This window comes from Rhodoluna sp. (assembly GCF_024641065.1).
Classification (GTDB): Bacteria; Actinomycetota; Actinomycetes; order Actinomycetales; family Microbacteriaceae; genus Rhodoluna.
The window spans coordinates 20533-38419 of sequence record NZ_JAHEDV010000005.1 but is presented as its reverse complement, the minus strand read 5'-3'; the positions used below and the strand labels follow the sequence as shown (position 1 = coordinate 38419).

Annotated in this window: 15 protein-coding genes; 2 read left to right on the top strand and 13 right to left on the bottom strand. The window is 52.7% G+C overall.

Annotation, left to right across the window (positions count from 1 at the left end; genetic code table 11):
• Positions 1-5: 5 nt before the first annotated feature.
• Positions 6-1475 carry an adenosylhomocysteinase gene (gene ahcY / locus Q0L26_RS04650; RefSeq protein ID WP_296648059.1) on the bottom strand — a complete coding sequence of 490 codons (1470 nt, stop codon included), beginning with the start codon at positions 1473-1475 and terminating at the stop codon, positions 6-8.
• Position 1476: 1 nt separating this feature from the next.
• Positions 1477-2898 (bottom strand): phosphomannomutase/phosphoglucomutase, encoded by a 1422-nt coding sequence (locus Q0L26_RS04645; protein WP_296648057.1) that lies wholly within the window; start codon positions 2896-2898, stop codon positions 1477-1479.
• Positions 2899-2957: 59 nt separating this feature from the next.
• Here Q0L26_RS04645 and Q0L26_RS04640 point away from each other — a divergent pair, with 59 nt between their 5' ends.
• Positions 2958-3377, top strand: coding sequence for a hypothetical protein (locus Q0L26_RS04640; RefSeq protein WP_296648054.1), 420 nt, complete (start codon positions 2958-2960; stop codon positions 3375-3377).
• 6 nt (positions 3378-3383) lie between these two features.
• Here Q0L26_RS04640 and Q0L26_RS04635 read toward each other — a convergent pair whose 3' ends face one another.
• From Q0L26_RS04635 to manA, 4 genes are all read right to left on the bottom strand, one after another.
• Positions 3384-4709, bottom strand: a complete 1326-nt coding sequence (locus Q0L26_RS04635; protein ID WP_296648049.1) for a DUF5719 family protein — start codon at positions 4707-4709, stop codon at positions 3384-3386.
• Complete coding sequence (locus tag Q0L26_RS04630) at positions 4706-7519, bottom strand: glycosyltransferase family 2 protein (protein WP_296648046.1); 2814 nt, start codon at positions 7517-7519, stop codon at positions 4706-4708. Before Q0L26_RS04630 ends, Q0L26_RS04635 begins: the two co-directional genes overlap by 4 nt.
• Positions 7520-7544: 25 nt before the next feature.
• The gene (locus Q0L26_RS04625) at positions 7545-7850 is read right to left on the bottom strand and encodes a WhiB family transcriptional regulator (RefSeq protein ID WP_296648044.1); all 306 of its coding nucleotides are present in this window, start codon (positions 7848-7850) and stop codon (positions 7545-7547) included.
• Positions 7851-8004: 154 nt separating this feature from the next.
• Complete coding sequence (manA, locus tag Q0L26_RS04620; protein ID WP_296648041.1) at positions 8005-9156, bottom strand: mannose-6-phosphate isomerase, class I; 1152 nt, start codon at positions 9154-9156, stop codon at positions 8005-8007.
• Positions 9157-9237: 81 nt separating this feature from the next.
• Here manA and Q0L26_RS04615 point away from each other — a divergent pair, with 81 nt between their 5' ends.
• Positions 9238-10620 (top strand): O-antigen ligase family protein, encoded by a 1383-nt coding sequence (locus Q0L26_RS04615; protein ID WP_296648038.1) that lies wholly within the window; start codon positions 9238-9240, stop codon positions 10618-10620.
• Here the strand turns inward: Q0L26_RS04615 and Q0L26_RS04610 are convergent, their stop codons facing one another.
• The 7 genes from Q0L26_RS04610 to Q0L26_RS04580 all read right to left on the bottom strand — a co-directional run bounded on the left by Q0L26_RS04610 (position 10621) and on the right by Q0L26_RS04580 (position 17884).
• Entirely contained in the window at positions 10621-13107 is a 2487-nt protein-coding gene (locus Q0L26_RS04610; RefSeq protein ID WP_296648036.1) for a LysM domain-containing protein, read from the bottom strand.
• Positions 13107-13589 carry a hypothetical protein gene (locus tag Q0L26_RS04605; RefSeq protein WP_296648034.1) on the bottom strand — a complete coding sequence of 161 codons (483 nt, stop codon included), beginning with the start codon at positions 13587-13589 and terminating at the stop codon, positions 13107-13109. The genes Q0L26_RS04610 and Q0L26_RS04605 overlap by 1 nt, the downstream gene beginning before the upstream one ends.
• The gene (locus Q0L26_RS04600) at positions 13589-14878 is read right to left on the bottom strand and encodes an LCP family protein (protein WP_296648031.1); all 1290 of its coding nucleotides are present in this window, start codon (positions 14876-14878) and stop codon (positions 13589-13591) included. Before Q0L26_RS04600 ends, Q0L26_RS04605 begins: the two co-directional genes overlap by 1 nt.
• 80 nt (positions 14879-14958) lie before the next feature.
• Positions 14959-15468 carry a 5-(carboxyamino)imidazole ribonucleotide mutase gene (gene purE, locus Q0L26_RS04595; protein WP_296648028.1) on the bottom strand — a complete coding sequence of 170 codons (510 nt, stop codon included), beginning with the start codon at positions 15466-15468 and terminating at the stop codon, positions 14959-14961.
• A gap of 50 nt (positions 15469-15518) precedes the next feature.
• Positions 15519-16655 (bottom strand): 5-(carboxyamino)imidazole ribonucleotide synthase, encoded by a 1137-nt coding sequence (locus Q0L26_RS04590; RefSeq protein ID WP_296648025.1) that lies wholly within the window; start codon positions 16653-16655, stop codon positions 15519-15521.
• Between the two features lie 22 nt (positions 16656-16677).
• The gene (locus Q0L26_RS04585) at positions 16678-17106 is read right to left on the bottom strand and encodes a PH domain-containing protein (RefSeq protein WP_296648022.1); all 429 of its coding nucleotides are present in this window, start codon (positions 17104-17106) and stop codon (positions 16678-16680) included.
• Positions 17107-17110: 4 nt separating this feature from the next.
• Positions 17111-17884: a biotin--[acetyl-CoA-carboxylase] ligase gene (locus Q0L26_RS04580; RefSeq protein ID WP_296648018.1), complete on the bottom strand. Its 774-nt coding sequence runs from the start codon at positions 17882-17884 to the stop codon at positions 17111-17113.
• Between the last annotated feature and the right edge of the window lie 3 nt (positions 17885-17887).

The window sequence follows — 17887 nt, the reverse complement described above, 5'->3', positions numbered from 1 at the left end:
TCTAATTAGTAGCGGTAGTGATCAACCTTGAACGGACCATCGACAGAAACACCGATGTAGGCAGCCTGTTCAGGCGACAACTGAGTTAATTCAACACCAAGTGCGTCTAAGTGCAAACGCGCAACCTTTTCGTCAAGGGTCTTCGGCAAGATGTGAACGCCCAACGCATAGCTCTCGGTCTTGCCAAAAAGCTCAATTTGAGCCAACACCTGATTGGCGAATGAGGTGCTCATCACAAAGCTCGGGTGTCCGGTGGCGTTTCCGAGGTTCATCAATCGACCCTCGCTCAGAATAAGAACTGAACGACCATTAGGCAGTCGCCACTCGTGAACCTGCGGCTTGATTTCAATTTTTTCAACCCCTGGGATGCGGTTGATGCCGGCCATGTCTACCTCGTCGTCAAAGTGACCAACGTTGGCAACAATTGCCTGGTGCTTCATCTGAAGCAAGTGTTCTGGGCGAATGATCGCGGTGTTACCGGTAGCGGTCACAAAGATGTCGATGGTTTCGATGACCGACTCTAGCTTGGCAACTTGGAATCCATCCATGACTGCCTGCAGTGCACAGATTGGGTCAACCTCGCTCACAATCACGCGAGCACCCTGGCCGCGCATTGCCTCGGCTGAACCCTTGCCAACATCGCCATACCCGGCAACGAAAACGGTCTTGCCGCCCATCAGAGTGTCGGTTGCACGGTTTAGTCCGTCTGGCAGTGAGTGGCGAATGCCGTACTTGTTGTCGAACTTCGACTTGGTGACAGAGTCGTTCACATTGATGGCCGGGAACAAAAGTTCGCCTCGTTTGTGGAACTCGTAGAGGCGGTGAACGCCGGTGGTGGTCTCTTCAGTGACACCCTTTATCTCGCTCGCGATTCGAGTGAAGCGAGTTGGGTCAAAAACTAGCGACTTGCGCAGCAATTCAAGAATCACGCCATATTCTTCGCTGTCAGAAGCCGCGGTTGCCGGAACAGCTCCGGCGATTTCGAACTCGCGACCCTTGTGAACTAGAAGGGTTGCATCGCCACCATCGTCGAGAATCATGTTCGGGCCGGTGTAGCTCGCCCCTTCGGCAGCAGCTTCTGCTGACCAGTCAAAGATGCGGTCGGTGCACCACCAATACTCTTCAAGGCTTTCGCCCTTCCAAGCAAAAACCGGTGTGCCCTCAGGTGCGTCTGGGGTGCCGTTAAGCCCGACAACAACAGCTGCGGCAGCTTCATCCTGGGTTGAAAAAATGTTGCAAGAAGCCCAACGAACCTGAGCGCCAAGCGCAACCAAGGTTTCGATCAGCACCGCCGTCTGCACGGTCATGTGCAACGAACCAGTTATTCTCGCGCCCTTCAGCGGCTGACTAGGTGCAAATTCTGCACGGATAGCCATCAGGCCCGGCATCTCGTTTTCGGCTAGACGAATCTGGTGACGGCCGGCGGTAGCCAAGCCAAGGTCAGCAACTTTGAATTCGAAGGCGCGAGGTGACAAATTATTCTGCTTTCTGCTGGATGAGCCCGAGGACTTCATCACGAATCTGGATCATGTCGGCCTCATTTTTGGCTTCGACATTTAGACGTAGCAATGGCTCGGTGTTCGATGAACGAACGTTGAACCACCACCATGAACCAGCTTCGGCAGGCTTGCCTTGCGCTGTGATGCCGTCGAACTCGTCAAACTCGGCACGGCCGGCAAATGCCTGCTGAACGCGAGCCTTGGCGGCTGCAACATCAGAAACGGTCGAGTTAATCTCGCCGCTTAGGTAATAAGGGTTGTACTGCTTAGAAAATTCCGAAAGCGAAAGCTCTTGAGAACCAAATTCGGCAAGCACGTGCATTGCCGCCAGCATTCCGTTATCGGCACCCCAGAAGTCTCTGAAGTAGTAGTGAGCCGAGTGCTCGCCACCGAAGATTGCGTTGGTTGCTGCCATCTGGTCTTTAATCAACGAGTGACCGACCTTGGTCTTCACCGGCTTGGCACCGTCTTCAGCAATGACTTCTTCGACAACTCTTGAAGTTAGTAGGTTGTGAAGCACGGTAATCGGCGCACCCGGGTTCGTAGCCTTTTCGCGAGCAATTTCTCGACGAGCAACGATTGCTGCAACTGCCGATGGAGTAACTGGTTCACCCTTTTCGTCAACCACAAAACAACGGTCAGCATCGCCATCGAAAGCGAGGCCAATGTCGGCCTGGTGCTCAAGAACGGCCTTCTGAAGGTCGACCAAGTTTTTAGGGTCTAGCGGGTTGGCTTCGTGGTTCGGAAAGCTTCCGTCTAATTCGAAATACATCGGGATGATCTCGAGTGGCAGACGGCTCAAATCTGATGCGGTACCCAATACGGCTGGCACAGTCATGCCGCCCATGCCGTTGCCGGCATCAACCACTACCTTGAGTGGTCGAATGTTGTGAAGGTCAACCATCTCGCGCAGATAACTGGCGTACTGAACCAAGATGTGCAGGTCGCGGTAAGAACCAGGCTGGTCCACCTCTTCTATGCCGGTCTCAAGATAAACCGCAGCGCGGTCTCGGATGTTCGCCAAGCCGGTGTTCAGGCTTACTCCTCGAGCACCAGCGCGAGAGAACTTGATGCCGTTGTAGGTGGCCGGGTTGTGGCTTGCGGTGAACATGGCAGCCGGTGCGTTTAGAACACCAGAGGCAAAATATGACTCGTCGGTTGAACAAAGGCCGATCGAAACAACATTTGCTCCGCGAGCGCGAGCGCCCGTTGCAAATGCGTCAGCAAACTCAGGCGATGAATCGCGCATATCGTGGCCGACGACTACATCTTGGCCAGCAGCCTCAAGTTCATCTACAAAGCCTGCAGCTAGAGCTGCGACGATTTCTGGGGTCAGCTGAGAGCCAACCAATCCGCGCACGTCGTAGGTTTTTACGAGGGCATTCCAGTCGATTGACATGAAACTCCGTATCTATAAGGGCAGAACTTCTAGGATACCAATTCAATACACTGGAGGGCATGGTTGATAAGTCGCTGGGCAGAGGCAAGAGCCGTGATCGACATAGTCGAGGCATTCGCCAGCCACTGTTGAGCCCCCTATTTCGCAACGGGGCAAGAGGCCAGGGCTTTGAACAAATTGTGGCCAGCACCTGCGAGTTTTTGAAGAGCGCTTGGCCAGAACAGCTTTCGAATCTGAGTTACAAAATCTATGATGCACCAGCATTTAGCGAAGGCGTTGAGAGTGTTCGCCGTTGGTCGATTAGAAAAGACGCAACCCAAATCATCATCTATCGACTACCCATAGAGCGCATGGGTCATTTCAAGCGCAGCGAAAAACTTCACGAGCGCATGCACATCGAAGAATACGTTTTCACAGCTGCTGCAGCACTTATCGGCAAAGAGCCCTGGGAACTGATCCCTGGCGCTGACGAACGCTAAACCAAGCTAGCGAACGGTAACCGAAACCTTGCCGCCAGCATTTTTTTGATCAAGCACTGGGATGTTTGCAACCGCTCCATCAACATCAACAATCACCGTTGCATATCGAACAGAATCACCCGCGGTGAAACCGTAGTCACTGCCGCCAGTGAGTTTTTCTACCGAGACCTTGCCGGTGGTTTTGTCATAGATGCAGATCTTTGAAATTCCCGGGGCGGGGATCGAAATCATCCGGGCATTATTGAACCCCTCGGCCGCAGACAGCCAGGTGAAATCAGGGGTTCGACTTGCAACAACTCGCGAAAGGCGAACCGAGGCGATAACCGGCTGATCAGAATTGATTAGGGCAACATAGTCGCCGTCAACCAAACCGGTGAGCTTGAAGTCAACCACTGTTCCGCCGGGGACTTCTTCATGAATTACCGTGCCAAAAGTTTCAGCAGTCGCGCCCATAATTTGAGCGGTGAAGGTTGCCGGCTTGGTTCCCGGCACAAAAATTCTAAGGGTTGGGCGAAGGTCACCATAGCTGGCGTCAGACTTCACCAATCTGGTAACTAGCGCTGAACCACGAATAAACACGCCAGACACAACGGCGTCAACACTGGCATCAGGAGAAGGCGAAATAAAGTCAACACCCGCCGCCGCTAGCCCGTGAACCACGCGTTGCTGAACCCAGGCAGCAATGGCACCGCCGTGAGCCGAAATATGTGTGGTGAAAGTTGCGGTTTTAGGAATCAGACCAGCAAGTGGCAAAACAATGGATTGTCCGGCCGACACAGCAATTCCTTTGAGCCCTGGTGCGTCTACTGAGCCGCCCTCGCTAAAAATCTCGAGGTCTACAGTTGCATCGGTGGCGCCAGCGTTACGCAAAATCAAAAGCGCTTCGTGCCCGGTGGTGGTGTCGCCACCGTTAATCCACATCTCGCTCGATGGTCGCTGGCAAGCTGCCGCCGCCAAACCCGAGATCGTCGAGGTGTTAGCCAGTTGAATCTGATTAACGTTCAACAGAGTTGAACCTTGCTGGGCATCGCCGGTCGAATCGCTCACCGTATAAACGCCATCATTCGAAACTAATTCGGTAGAGCCAGCCTGGCTGTAGGCGCTAGAGATGATTGGTGAGCCAATTTGAACGAATGACCCAAGCTTTGTGCCAGAACTACCACCAGATTGATACACGCCACCGGGGCAAACCAAACTCAAATCTCGCGCCTTGACCTGCACTTCGGCCGCCGACTGTTTCACGCCAACATTTAATTCAAAACTCGGTGCAAGTATTGTGCCAGCGGTGAGTGCGGCAACCACTGATGCAAGGCCAAAAATCTGCTTAATCATTCTTCGCCAGCCTCAACAAAAATTTCACTCGCGCCAGCGGTGCGCTTGCGAGTTGATCCGGTTGGTAAGGCCAGCAAAATAAATACCAGTAGAACGGCAAATTGAATTCCCTTGGTTACCGACCAGAACTTGGTTTCATCCACCGCAGGCAGATCAGTTGCCGGATTCACCACTCGCCACAGTTGGCCAAATTCGGTACTACCGACGGCCTCGAGCTCTTTGATCGAGTTCAGACCGATCGCCAATTCAGCAACTGCAGAACCCGAAGAAGCCGGAACCAAGATGTAGCCCACCTGAGCCATTTTGAGCGCCAGGGCTAACTCAGTTCCGTTGGCTGACGCCAGGTTCGCAACCAAGGCCGAAAGTTCGGCAGTCTTGTTTGATTCCAAACTGTCTAGAGCAAACAAATAGTTATTGCTCAAATCATCCAGGCTCAAGCCACTGCCGTCTTGTAGCTCGGCCCTGAATAAAGACTGGCCTGACTCTTGAGTCTCGGCACTGATTACGAGCATCTTGAGCTGGCTGCCCTGCTGCTGTTCAGCTGCAACAATGGCTGGCACAACTCGGGCATCCGTGAATTTAATTTCAGGCTTGGTCACTGCCAAAAGCACCAGCGAAGGAACAATCGTGATTATTGCCAGCGTGCCCGCAAACCAACGTCGAGCCGCAATCGAACGCACCTGGTCAAGTGCAAGTGCCAGCATGGTTGCAAAACCAAGACCCGCGGCTGCCGTTAGTGCCGCCGAAGAACCTTGAACACCGAGGGGTTCAAAATAAACGCCCTGGATAAACCAAGCTAGCGCCAAGGCAGCCACCGAAAGCGACGAAATTACAAGCCCCGTCGCTAACCGTTTTTGCAATAGCGCTAAGAGCCCAATCAGAATCACAGGAACAATTGCCCAGCCAGAGAATTGCCCAATCAGTGGCAGCTCGAAGCCAAAGGTTGGCCCACCCAACACAAGCTGCCAAAAACCTACCGGCTGGCTATCGATGGCGAGCCCAGGCTGAGCAAGCGGAGCCAGCAGCCTTTGGTGGGTTAGGTGGAACAAGAATGTAGGGCCAAAAACAGCGGCCAGTGGCGCTGGAATCCAAACCAAGAAACCGATGCGGCGAATGCGAACCACAGCAACAACTGCCAACACCACCAACATGAAAACACCAAGGATGGGCGAACTCGCCCCGCCGATGAACATCAAAAGGCCGGCAATTGCAACCCATGACCAAGTCTGAGCTGCTGACTTAGCCGAAGCAGATTTACCCAAGTTGGTGATTCGAGCCAAGGCCAAAACAAACCAAGGAAGGCTTAGAACGGCAAAGAGAGTAGGCAGGTCAGCTTGATTTTGCGCCAAGGCAATCGAAGGCCACAGCGCAAATGCCAGCGCACTGAGAATTCTCACGGCCGCAGATTCAGTCACCAGTGCAACCACTCGCCAAGCCCCGATGAACGCCAGTGCCTTAGCTAAAAACAGAATCAAAACCAGTGCCAAAGATGGCGCCCAGAAGGTTATCGAACCAACCAGAGCTAGCACCCAAACGAACGGATCACTAGGGCCATAAAACCCGAAACCTAAATCTTGGTAACTGGCTCCGGCCTTCGAAAACAGCTCTAACCATGATGCACTTAGCGGGAGTGCCCCTTGCCCGGTCACAGCGATGTCGGTAGGAAAAAAGAAAAAACTCAGTGCGGTCAAAAGTGCGGCAACCCAGAGGCCGCCTCCGGCTCCAAAGCCGGTTGTGCTGACAGCCGAAGACCCTTCAAGCTCGCCACGTTCGAAAGCCTCGAGAGTTACTCGGGTCTGCTCAGCTTCGACCTGCGCTCGGGCTGCCGATCGCACCTGCAGCCAGCTAGCACGCAAGGGCAAGAACTTCTTAAAGGGAACCACGGCATGCGAATAAGCTTTGCGTCGGCTTAGCAACCTTGCCGGGCCGGTAACAAAACCCCAGGTGGCACCAGCGAGTTCAAGCCAGATGCGGTCGGGGCGTTTTTTCAGAATTCGCCAAAAGGCTCGAAACAAACCGAGGAGTGGCAACAACAGCCAATAAGTCAGTGCAGAAAGCAGCGGCGAATAAACCAACCTGAGATGAATCGCTGCCCGACGCTTAGCAGTGCGAGGCGAGGTTCTCAGCCACCTGCGCGGTCGCTCACCTTGAAGCGATAGGCCGGCGTGTGCCACTTTGGCATCAGGCACAACCACAACTCGGTGCCCAGCGGTGCGCACACGAATTGAGTAGTCAAGATCGGCAGCTAGTGCCGGCGCATTGGCGTCCAGGCCGCCAAGTTCATCAAATACGTCTAGGCGATAAAGCGCTCCGGCCGTGCCAACAGCCATCACGTCATCTACGTCATCGTGCTGCCCTTGGTCTAGCTCTCCGCTAACCAAAGAAAATAAATCACCAGATCTAGTTAGGGTCAGGCCCTGCTGCATCACAATCTTGGGGTTTGACCACTCGACCTGCTTTGGCCCGGCAACAGCTACCGATGGTGAAAGTTCAATTGCCCTTAGAAGATTTTCAAGCGCACTTACCTGAGGTGCGCTGTCGTCATGCAGCAACCAAAGCCAGCTGCTCTCAGGGTTTATTTCAGCTCGAGCCGAATTCAGAATTTCAGCTAGTCCAAGTTTTGTAGAAACTCGAAGAGGTGCATCAAAGCCAGCGTTCTTGGCTACTTCAGAAGGTTCATCCGAGTTAGAACTGTCGACAATAATCACTTGCTGCAGCGGCACGCTCTGCTGAGCAAGGGCTTTTAGGGTTGTCGCAAGATATTCCGGTTGATCGTGAGATACGACAACCGCGGTAACAAAAAGTTCCATGACCTGCGGCTAAACGCGCTTAGAACTAAGCGAGCTTCTTTAGCTTGCGACGCTCACGCTCAGAAAGGCCACCCCAGATACCGAAACGCTCGTCATTGGCAAGTGCATAGTCAAGGCACTGAGCCTTTACATCGCAACCTGTACAAATGCGCTTAGCATCGCGGGTTGAGCCACCCTTTTCAGGAAAGAATGCCTCAGGGTCGGTCTGTGCACAAAGTGCATCTGCCTGCCAGGCTAGTGGGTCACTTTCAGGATCTGAGTACGCCCCCGCGACACCTAGTCGGATTGGGTCGACGAACCAGTTTTCTGGAACACGATTACGACTATCCATTACTTTTTCCTTAACCGACTGCTCGAGCGAACGCGAAGAGTCTTTCAAATACTTCCTTGCATGTAATTACACTCTTGTCATTCGGTCTGTGTCAAGTTGAAAGTTGCAACCCTAAAGGCTGTATTTAGGCTTTATAACGGGGTTTACCCAGTGTTTAACGAACGCTGCCGAGCGCCAAATAGGCGGTTCCCGCACCAGCAAGGCTGAAAAGCTTCGCATCTGCCGACAAAAAGGCTGCTTCGCCTCGTTTTATAACAATTCGTTCATCCAAGCTCGAACTGATTGAAATTTCTCCAGCCGTGCAGAGCGCCACGCAATCCCCCGCCAAATTCAGATCGGCTAAAACTACGGTTCCGTCTAACTCGGCTCGATAAAGCATGAACTCATCAACTTCACACGGATAACTGGTCAGCCCGTTTGAGATCTCAATTGGCTTGACTAGAGGCAGTTCGCCGGCAACAAAATCAACGACTTTTTCGAGCTCGTCGATATCCAGGTGTTTGGTGGTTAGACCGCCTCGCAGCACGTTATCTGAAGATGCCATGACTTCGACACCGAGCCCACCGAGATAGGCATGGATGTTGCCTGCCGGCAAAAATAGTGCCTGCCCCGGTTCAAGATAAACCTGGTTCATCAGCATTGCGACCACCACGCCAGGGTCACCCGGGTACTGCAGATTCAGCTCTTCGGCCAAGCCGAATTGGGCTTCGTTCTCGGCAAGTGCCGCAAGTTCAGCGTTGTAGCCGTCTAGGTTTCCGCGGCGGTGAAGAATGTCTGAGAAAACCTTTTGCAAACCATTTGGCTCGGCCAGAAGATCGAGCCACCGCTTGCTCATACTCCTAAAACCGTCGCTAACGGCTGGGTGCTCAGCCAAATCAGCCAAGAAGAATTCGATTTGCTTGAGGGGCTTGAAACCACAGAGCGCTCTGAACTCGGTAAGAGCAACGATGACCTCAGGCTTGTGCTGGTCATCCTTGTAATTTCTGGCACTTGAATTCAGCGGTACGCCAGCAGCATTCTCGGCTTCGAAACCAAATCGCGCTTGTTCAGCGTTTGGGTGAGCTTGAATCGAAAGCGGGGCATCGGCCGCCAAAATTTTTAACAAGAACGAAAGTTGTTTTCCGCCCAGAGCTTCGCTGAGAGATTTATTTGGCTCATCAACTAGAAAAGCCGGTGAGCCAGGATGAGTGCCATACCAAATCTCAGCCATAGGCAACTGTGACTGAGGTAGCCCAAAGTAGTCAGAAATCAAGGTGCGCGAACCCCATGCATAGTCGCGTGCGACGTTGCCTATCTTCTGGAGCATCTTTTACCTTTCACCTGCGCAACTAAGCCTAACTTCGCGAGTGCGATTTAGACTTGAACCGGCACCCCTAAGAAAGTGGCAATGAACGCTCTTACCAAACCTATTCGCGTCGTCTTCAACACGCGCGAAAAAGGCTATAAGTCAAAGACTTGGCTTGCCTCGGGTGCTATCTTCACCTTGATGGCCGGCGATGCTGTTCGCTACTCAATTGGCTGGTGGGGTTGGGGATTTCTTCTCGGTGCCCTAGTTTTCGGCTTTGTAGCACTCATGGTCAGAAACCGATCAGAAGTAGTTCTAAGCGAAGTTCCTTGGCCACTCTGGGCGCTGCTCGGATACATGGTGCTCAGTTCAATTTGGTCGGCCTACGCAGCAGTCACGGTGCTGGCCTCAATTCTTCAAATCGCCACCACCGGATTCGGCTTCTTCTTAGCTGCACTGTTTAGCTGGCGTCACCTTCTGAGAATATTTGCCAACGTCATTCGCTTTATTTTGGCTACCTCCTTTCTCATGGAGTTCATCGCAGCTGCAATTTTGCATGGTCCAATCGCACCGATCTTCAAGAATTACCAGGGCGACGTTCCTCCGGCACCGGCGTTCTATTGGGTGCAGGGAAACCTGTTTAACGGCGACCGCATCCAGGGAATTGTAGGAAACTCAAACCTTCTCGCCTACGTGGCCATGATCGGGTTTGTGGTCTTCGCAATCGAATTTGCAATCATCGGCACCAAGCGCTGGGTTAACCTTCTGAGCATCTTGGCCGCAGTCTCGGCGATCTTGCTGGCCAAGTCTGCCGGCATCGGTTTTGCCATGGCAGCCATCGCAGTGTCGGCCGTCGTGTCAATTGCAGCAGAGGGTAAAGACCGCGATACTCGCCACCGCTATTACCGAGTTGCCTGGGCGAGTGCCGGAACGGTAGCAATTTTGGTTCTGGTGTTCCGAGCCGAAGTCTTTGAGTTTTTTGGCAAGAGCCCCGACATGACTGGCCGCAGTGGAATCTGGAAGCTCGTGCTAGGTCTGATTCAAGAGCGGCCTTGGCTCGGTTGGGGCTGGACAAGCCACTGGGTGCCAGGCGTGAAGCCTTTCGAAGGCCTAGTGGTAATCAATCACGTGCCTTATTACCAAGCGCATAATGCCTACCTTGATGTTTACCTTCAGCTAGGAATTATCGGCGCTCTACTTTTTGCAACGCTGCTGTTGCTAACTTTCATCAAGCTCTGGCGCCTTGCGGTGCGTCACACGGTTGCACTTTATCTATGGCCAGTTCTTGTTTTCGTAGGGCTTGTAGTTTGGAGCCTGACCGAAAGTCGCATGCTGATTGAAATCGGTTGGGTACTACTCAGCTTGTTCGCGATCAAAGTGAATGAGCCAGAAGAAAAACTTGAGCCCCGCGGGAGATCATCCAAGCGCCTCAGAATTTATTCGTTCACAAAGTTTTTCAAGCCGGCACAAAAGCCAGAAAAATAACTAGCGAATAATCAGCAGCTGACCAACACGGATGCTGTTGATGTTAGTCACAGTTGGGTTCAGCGCCTTGAGCTGAGTCACGGTCAGACCATATTTAGTTGCTATCGAAGAGAAAGTCTCACCGCTGGCAACCACGTGTGTGTTGGTCGGGGCTGGAGTAGCTGAAACCGTGCTGGCAATTGCAATCTTCGTTGCAAAATAAGGCCCAACTTTTACGGCCGGCAACACTCCCGCACCACGACCCTGGTATTGAGCGGTGGTCACTTGGGTGCGCTTGCCATCGTCTACCAGCCAAAGCTTTGATGGGTCAGTGGTTTGAATGTAGGTACCAACTTGAACCGTGCTCTTGGCCAGGCCTGCGCAGCCTTGGCTAGAAAGTGTTGCAGTGACGCCCGGATACTCTGCAGCCAGATCATCAGCGATTGGATAAAGAACTCCGGTGACTGCCAAATAAGTTTGGGTTCCACACTTGATTTTGACTCGGTTAAATGTGGCGGTGCGCGAGTAACCGGTCAACTTGCTCAGAGTGACTGACTTAGGTGAAACCAAACCTAGAAGCGCAGCTTGACCGGCACTTGGAATGCTGATCGCGCGACCCAGCGTGTCAATCAAGAAGCTTTCACCGGTGTCAGATGTTTTGACGAATGTTCCCGGTGTGTAAAGCGGCCCAGCTTCAGCAAACATCGCCATAACCGAAGGGTTCAAAGATTCAACACGGATGCTTGGCACCAAACCCTCAAATCTTGCCCGATCTGCGGTGGTAACCAAAAGACGCTTCTTGCCGTGATCGATCAAGAAGGTGTTGGTTGAATTAGTTGCCTTGGCAAAGGTGGTTGCTGCGATGGGTGCGGTGCTCGCTGTCGGAATGTCATCAATCACGGCCTGAGACATGACGGGCACCGAGGTCAAAAGCTGTGAGCCAACGGCAACCGGTCGCTTGCCATTGGCAGTGAGAATGAACTGGTTTCCGGCTTCGTTAGCAAATATTGGCTTTAATTTTTGGTCGCTCAATACTGGCGCGATTGCTGCTTCATTCATTTTTCCGGTCGATGCGGTGAACCAGTTCGATATTGTGAAATCAGCTTTAACTTCTGGCGATACTTCATAAACCTTGGTGCCGTCATAAAGCATGGTTCGACCAGTGCTGTTAGTGACAAAAGTTGAACCGGCACGGATGATCGGGTTACCCCAAGGGAGTTCTCCGAAGGCCGAGATTTTCACCTTTGAGAGCGCAGGCAGCGGGGTCGAAGCAATTGAGGCTTGGTCAAGAATTTGCCTCTTCTTGCCATCTTCGATCAAAAACTTGCTGCCGTCAGCGCCTGCGACATATTCGGTCATGGTGCCGCCGCTCGGAAGAGCTGAGAACTGAGAACTGGTTAGCCGAACTGCCTTAGTTGCGTCATAACCAAACTCGGCCACCTGGGCCACGTTGGTGAAGGCATATCTCTTGCTTCCATCAATGAAGTAATAGGTGGTGCTTCCTCGAACCAGGCGACTCATATTTCCCGAGTCGATGAATGAATTCAGGTAAGGCTCTGAAACGGTACCCACCGGCCCAAGCGATGCGTAGGCGGTGACCGCCTCGTCATCTGCGATCAAGTACTTCTTGTTCTCGACAATCAGATAGGTGCCGCTGGTCTCGCTTTTGAGCAAGAAACCGCCACCAACAGTGCTGCCAAACCAGTCGGTGTAGAAGCGCCAGAAATTGCGGTTGCCATAGGCACTGCAGTTGTCACCCTCGCCATAAAGGTTGTCTAGCGCAGGTTGGTTCGGAGTGTAAGGCGTGTAGTAATAAAGGGCTGCCGTTGCCTGGCTTTTCAATCTGAAGGTGCGATAACCGCAAGATGACATGTTGGCTTGATAGTCGCGCTTGATGTCGGTGCCAACTCGAAGATAGGTAAATGAGCCTCGAGGATCGCCGTACCACTGCAGCTGACCTGCGCCTTTATAAAGTTGCCAAAAGAAACCAGCATCAGCCTTAGAGCAACCGCTAGGGGTGTCAGGGCAACTCATTCCGAGAGCAAAGTCATACATGCGTTGGCTTGGGTTTGACGACTGAATCAAGCCCTGTTCTTTTTGCAGGGTGACGATCAGCACGCGCGGGTTTATGCCACAGGCCCGTGCAACGTAATAAATAATCTGCGCCGCGGTTTGGTCGGTTCTGGCTGGCATCGAAGCGCATCGACCAGACTCACCCGTTACCGCCTGGGTGTCCATCTTGAAATCTTTGATGCACTTTGGGCCAATCAAATTGTCGGCACAGGCGGCAGGTGCTTTGCTCACCAAAAATGCCTGAATCTGAGACGGATTCATCGTTCCAAAGTCATAAAAAACGCTGTCGCTGATGATTAGCCCTGGGTCAAATTGTGAAGCGACTGCAGCTTCTGATTTGGCCTCAGGCTCAGCTGCCATGAGCGCGGTTAAGCCGGTTGCAACCAACAGCGCGATGGCTATTAGTGCAACGACTTTCTTGAACCGCTTTTGCATTAGGGAACTGTGACCTCAACAGTTTGCGATGAGACCGAATACCCAGGCGATGCATAGCTAACCGTCAGCTTGGCGGCGCCCTTCGGTAATCCGGTCAATGGCAAATAAATCGGGTAGCACTGAGTTGAACTGGCATTTTCTTCTGCCTTAACAGTCAGCGTCTTGCTGGTGCTGCCACTAGAAAAATTGAGGGTGCACTGGCCACCGTTTTCGGCAACGTTGGTAACCTCAGCAATCACATAAACCGAGCTGCCGTCGGTTCCATAGTCGATGAATGAAACAGTTGCGGGCTTTAGGTCAACCGAAGGTGAGGGGGAAGCAGATTCGCTTGGGGTTTCAGAAGGCGTCGCCGTGGCACTTGCCGAAGGGCTCTGCGAATCACTCGGGCCCTCAGAGGTTCCCCAATTTGGATATAGCAGGGCGCAACCTGACAGCAGGGTAACTAGGCCTAGTGCAGTAGCTGCGGTTAAAACCTTTTTCATTACTGCTCCTTTTCTGGAGTCACAATCATTGCCGTTTTAATCGTTTCACGAATTGCTGTGAAATCTGGGTGAATCATGTCAAAGTCAGGCGGCACGATCGGCACAGATTTAATGCCTTTCGCGCGGGCTTTGGTTGCAAGATCAAGATAATTGGCCAGCATTCCGCTCGGAATATCGGTGCGAACCAATTTTTTGCCAGCAGAGGCAATCTCTTGGAACCTAGTCAGAATCGTCTTCGGGTCCATCTGTGCGAGCATCGCATCTTCGACCTCGTGCTGGCGACGCATGCGGTCATAGTCATTGGTTGAGTGACGCGAACGCGCATACCAGAGGGCATGGTAGCCATCCATGTGTTGTTGCCCTACTTCGATCCAGCCCTTTACATCTGAGAGATCGTCGGCTTGTCCACCGATTGGCAATCGCTGCTTCACATTGATGTCAATGCCGCCGAGTGCATCAATCAAGGTTGAGAATGCCGACATGTCTACCAACACATAAGACTGAATCTCTAAGCCGGTGACCCATTCAACTGCATCCCGGGTAGCCTCGGTGCCGGGGGTTGAACCCTGCTTTGTGGCATTCGGGTAAAGGTCAGCGTGATTGTCTTCAACATCCTTGTAAATGGCGTTGATTAGACACTCCAGGCCGCAGTCCCAACCGTTCGGATAAACCTCAAGCATTGGCGACCCTGCAGAAAAACTCACGTGCTGCATGTTGCGCGGAATGCCGACGTTAATGGCGTCACCAGTCTCGGCGTCGATGCTGATCACCGAAATACTGTCAGGGCGAATTCCGAAACGGTCAGCTCCGGCATCGGCACCAAGAAGCATGATGTTGAAGCGGCCATCCACCGGAGTGGTTAATCCGCCCTGATTGAAAATCGTGCCAATCAAATTTGACTGGACTCCAGCAAGGTTGCCCGCGTAGGCAAGCCCTGAAGTTCCAAGGGAGGCGGTTAGAAGAATTGCTGCAAGGGCTATCCAGCGTTCTCGACTGTAGAGGCGGCCTAACTTAAGTAGGCGGAGGGCATCCAGAGTCAGCACGGCAAAGATTGCAGCATAGGCAAAAAGAATTACAGCGAACAAACCCATGACAAACGGCACGGTCGCCAGCCAAAGCACCCAGGTTTTATTGATTAGCCCAAGGATGAGAAGCAAGAGCCCCAAGGCCCAGAGGCTTAGAGTCGCGGTCAAACCAAAGCGCGCGAGCTTTCGGTTTCCGGCAACGAGTTGCGCTGATCCAGGAACAATGAGAGCAAGCACAATTAGCCACCAGGCCCGGCGATTCATCTGCTCGGGGGTGGCTCGATCTAAGTTCTTGAATGGGCTGGCGGAACGCGGTTGCGCATTTCTCTGACTCAGCCTTTGGTTCAGATTTGAGATTTTAGCTTCGCATTCTTCTCAGCAACCTGGTGCTTTAGGTCCTCGCTAAAGGTAGCCATGGCATCTGAGATTTCTGGATCAAACGCACCGATAATTCGTGCGGCCAAAATTCCGGCGTTCTTGGCGCCGCCGATTGAAACTGTTGCTACTGGAATACCGGCAGGCATCTGAACGATCGATAGCAGTGAATCCATGCCATCAAGCTTTGCCAACGCAACTGGCACTCCAATAACCGGAAGGGTAGTGACCGAAGCCAACATTCCAGGCAGGTGAGCTGCGCCACCGGCACCGGCAATAATGACTTTGATTCCGCGACCGGCAGCTGCCTTACCCCACTCGATCATCTTTTCTGGAGTGCGGTGAGCCGAGAGCACTTCAACCTCAAAAGCGATGCCGAACTCTTTAAGAATTTGAGCGGCGTCAGACATGACCGACCAGTCTGAGTCTGAACCCATTACAACACCAACGATTGGTTGTACTGAAGATGATGCAGACATGGGGCTCCTAGCGATTCGGCGACCCCTAAATTTTACCGAATGGGGGTGATTTATCCCCGTAGCAAAACGGCTGCAGCACCTTTGGCTTCGGCGAGCGCGTGCGCAGCAGAATCGCCAATTACGGTGACGTGGCCCATCTTGCGGCCGGCTCGAGCCGACTTGCCGTAGGTGTGTACCTTAGCTTCGGGGTGAGCCGCAAGGGCAGATCCGTAGGCCTGAATGAAGTCATTCTTGTCGTCGACACCCAAAAGGTTCACCATCACCGCGTGCTTGGCATGTGGCTGGGTTGAACCAAGTGGCAAATCTAGAACCGCTCGGATGTGCTGTTCGAATTGGCTGGTAACCGAACCCTCAATGCTGAAATGGCCTGAGTTATGCGGGCGCATTGCCAACTCATTGATGAGAATTCTGCCATCGCGTGCTTCAAACATTTCAACTGAAAGCACTCCGGTGACGCCGAGGCCTTCTGCCACTGCCTTTGCAATCTCAGCAGTTGTGTCGAGTGTTGCCTTTGAAACCTCAGGCGCAGGGGCCAAGACCACCGAGCAGACACCATTTTCTTGCTGTGTCTCAACCAGCGGCCAAGCGAGAAATTCTCCTGATGGCCTGCGCGCACTCAGCTGCGCTAGCTCACGAACAAAGTCAACTTTTTCTTCAGCCAGCAAACTGCCACCAAAATTAGCCAGATTAGCCAACCAGTCGGCTGCATCCTCGGCCGAACGAACAACTCGAACGCCCTTGCCGTCGTAGCCGCCAATCGGAGTCTTCAAAATTGCTACGCCATCGTGGGCCTCAATAAAAGCACTAAGTGTTGCGGCATCTTGAATCTCAGCCCAGTCAGGCATTGGCATACCCAATGCACCAAGGCGCTTTCTCATGCTCAATTTATTCTGAGCAAACGCAAGTGCTTTGCTTGGCGGTTGCACCGATACGCCTTCTGCCTCTAGCGCCTCGAGCACAGCAAGCGGAACATGCTCGTGATCAAAGGTGATTACATCAACGGTCTTAGCGAATTCACGAACCACAGATAGCTGGTTGTAGTCGCCCACCTGGGTGGTTGCAAGAGCTGCAGACGAACCCTCGGCTTCAGCCAACACCTTGATGTTGATACCAAGGTTGATGGCCGGCGGGGTCATCATTCGGGCAAGCTGGCCGCCACCAATAACGCCTAGGCGCAGTTCAGTCATTCCGATTCCAATCCCTTTGGTTCTATATTGACGCAGCTAGGCGGTCAATTTCTACAGCAATCATCTTGGCTTTGGGCATATCAACCACGGTTTCTGTGCGGCCATCCTTGGTGAAGATCGTGAAGGCCCTTCCCTTGGCTAACTCAACCTGAGTAATCTGGCTGAGGCTGACCTCGAATCGTTTTTGCCCCATCAGACCCGAGCGGTAGATCACTCTTGAGGTGGTGACCTCGAGATAAGTGCTCAGGTAGCGAAGAACAGGAACTAACCAAAATAGAAATGCGACCGCACCCAAAATTGCGTATTCGCTGATCAGCTGCCACTGCTCGCTGAATCTATTAGCCAAGAATGCGAAAACCGCGGCGTCGAGCCCCAAAATGGCCGTGGGTACGAACAACTTGCCACCACGAGGGCGCAACTTAGCAATTCGTTGTTCTGCAAAAAAAGTCATTGTTCTAATTGTGTCTCAAGTGAACGATATCGCCAGCAGCCACTGGCATTACCTGATTTGCACCGTCTGGCAACAAAATCAAACGGCCACTGTCATCGATGCCAACCGCCTCGCCAATCACCTCTGAATCACCCGGCAAAATGGCCCTAACCTTGCGGTTCAGGGTTCCGCAGGTCTCGATCACACTAAAGCGAATTCCGCTCTTGACCGCGTCGCCAGAGGCACCAACAAATCTCGAATAATGACTCTTGAAGTTCACCAAGTAACGAGCCAGAACTTCATCCAGGTTCAAAGTGTGCGCCTTTTCAATGGCCAAGGATGTCGCATTCTCGATCGGAAGTTCTTCTTGAGTCTGCAAAACATTGAGTCCGGCACCGACCACTACACCGCTTAGATCTGGCACTAATTCGCTAAGAATTCCAGAAATTTTGCGTTCGTTGATCAAAACATCGTTGGGCCATTTGAGGGTTGGCTTGGTTGGAGCGATCAGATCAGAGACCGCCTCGGTCATCGCAAGACCGGCAATTAGCGGCAGCCAAGAAAACTTTGAGGCCGACATTCCGGTTGGCTTGAGCAAAATTGAAACGAACAGTGAACTACCCTCAGGAGCCAACCACTGTCTGCCCGAACGGCCGCGACCAGCATTCTGGTAGCCAGCCACGCGAACTGAAAAATCAGGAAGGCTCGCGGCTGTTGTAATCAGATCAGTATTGGTTGATCCCGTTTCGGCAACATATTCAAAATGAGCCGATTCTTGGCGACTGCGAGCAAAATCCATGTC

Excerpts from the sequence above, each read along its gene's own strand:
- Q0L26_RS04645 (WP_296648057.1), bottom strand. The coding sequence starts at position 2,898 with ATGTCAATCGACTGGAATGCCCTCGTAAAAACCTACGACGTGCGCGGA.
- Q0L26_RS04640 (WP_296648054.1), top strand. The coding sequence starts at position 2,958 with ATGGTTGATAAGTCGCTGGGCAGAGGCAAGAGCCGTGATCGACATAGT.
- Q0L26_RS04635 (WP_296648049.1), bottom strand. The coding sequence starts at position 4,709 with ATGATTAAGCAGATTTTTGGCCTTGCATCAGTGGTTGCCGCACTCACC.
- Q0L26_RS04630 (WP_296648046.1), bottom strand. The coding sequence starts at position 7,519 with ATGGAACTTTTTGTTACCGCGGTTGTCGTATCTCACGATCAACCGGAA.
- Q0L26_RS04625 (WP_296648044.1), bottom strand. The coding sequence starts at position 7,850 with ATGGATAGTCGTAATCGTGTTCCAGAAAACTGGTTCGTCGACCCAATC.
- manA (WP_296648041.1), bottom strand. The coding sequence starts at position 9,156 with ATGCTCCAGAAGATAGGCAACGTCGCACGCGACTATGCATGGGGTTCG.
- Q0L26_RS04615 (WP_296648038.1), top strand. The coding sequence starts at position 9,238 with ATGAACGCTCTTACCAAACCTATTCGCGTCGTCTTCAACACGCGCGAA.
- Q0L26_RS04610 (WP_296648036.1), bottom strand. The coding sequence starts at position 13,107 with ATGCAAAAGCGGTTCAAGAAAGTCGTTGCACTAATAGCCATCGCGCTG.
- Q0L26_RS04605 (WP_296648034.1), bottom strand. The coding sequence starts at position 13,589 with ATGAAAAAGGTTTTAACCGCAGCTACTGCACTAGGCCTAGTTACCCTG.
- Q0L26_RS04600 (WP_296648031.1), bottom strand. The coding sequence starts at position 14,878 with ATGAATCGCCGGGCCTGGTGGCTAATTGTGCTTGCTCTCATTGTTCCT.
- purE (WP_296648028.1), bottom strand. The coding sequence starts at position 15,468 with ATGTCTGCATCATCTTCAGTACAACCAATCGTTGGTGTTGTAATGGGT.
- Q0L26_RS04590 (WP_296648025.1), bottom strand. The coding sequence starts at position 16,655 with ATGACTGAACTGCGCCTAGGCGTTATTGGTGGCGGCCAGCTTGCCCGA.
- Q0L26_RS04585 (WP_296648022.1), bottom strand. The coding sequence starts at position 17,106 with ATGACTTTTTTTGCAGAACAACGAATTGCTAAGTTGCGCCCTCGTGGT.
- Q0L26_RS04580 (WP_296648018.1), bottom strand. The coding sequence starts at position 17,884 with ATGGATTTTGCTCGCAGTCGCCAAGAATCGGCTCATTTTGAATATGTT.